The organism is Vibrio sp. 03_296, from assembly GCF_002265885.1.
Genome location: NZ_NPKW01000742.1, coordinates 1 through 886 on the forward strand (window position 1 = coordinate 1; position 886 = coordinate 886).

Genomic DNA, 886 nt, shown 5'->3' on the forward strand with positions numbered 1-886 from the left:
CGCGATAATACCAGAAAAAGAAATGCGCATCAGTAGGATGCGCATAATTTAAAAAAGTTCGGCTTTAACAATCGCAAAATCATGATTCAAACGGGTTTGATTGAACAAAATTCACACTAACGCCGATTAGTTACAAGCGTCTTTAAGAGCTTTACCTGCTTTGAATATGGTACTTTCGCTTCTGGCGATTTGGATCTCTTCACCAGTCTTAGGGTTACGGCCTGTACGAGCTGCGCGAGTACGCACGCTGAAAGTACCGAAACCAACTAGAGCTACTTGATCACCAGACTGAAGAGTACCGCTTACTGCTTCAATGAATGCATCTAGAGCACGACCTGCTGACGCTTTAGAGATATCTGCGTTTGCAGCGATTGATTCTACTAGTTGAGTTTTGTTCACTGTGATTCCCCTTTGTGCCATCTGTGATTATTTTTTTAGATGACTTTCGTTCCATTAATACTAAAAATTAGCGCCAAGCCTTATCTTAAAAGGGCTGGCAGCCATCGAGCTCTAACTTAGCTCCCAAAAAAAACGCTGACAGCTTTCGTAGCCTCATCAGCGTAAACTTTTACTTATTTTTGCTGCACATCACTATTTTTAGCGTCGAACTCCACCCCAGTTGGGTCTCGCTCAAGTGCAACTTTAAGAACTTCATCAATCCATTGAACTGGAATGACTTTCAAATCAGCGATAACGTTGTCTGGAATTTCTTCCAAATCACGCTCATTGTCCTTCGGAATAAGTACCGTTGTGATGCCACCACGATGTGCAGCCAACAACTTCTCTTTTAGACCACCGATTGGTAACACTTCACCACGCAGAGTAATTTCCCCTGTCATGGCGACTTCTGCTTTAACAGGGTTACCCGTTAGGCTAGAGACTAACG

General features: G+C 43.1%; 2 protein-coding genes. Both read right to left on the reverse strand.

Annotated features, from left to right (window positions below; translation table 11 throughout):
• Positions 1-126: 126 nt before the first annotated feature.
• A complete protein-coding gene (locus tag CIK04_RS27565; protein ID WP_128824733.1) occupies positions 127-399 on the reverse strand; it encodes an HU family DNA-binding protein in 273 nt (90 codons plus the stop codon).
• A gap of 173 nt (positions 400-572) precedes the next feature.
• The coding region (locus tag CIK04_RS27570; RefSeq protein ID WP_325205910.1) for a S16 family serine protease at positions 573-886 on the reverse strand (314 nt) is incomplete at its 5' end.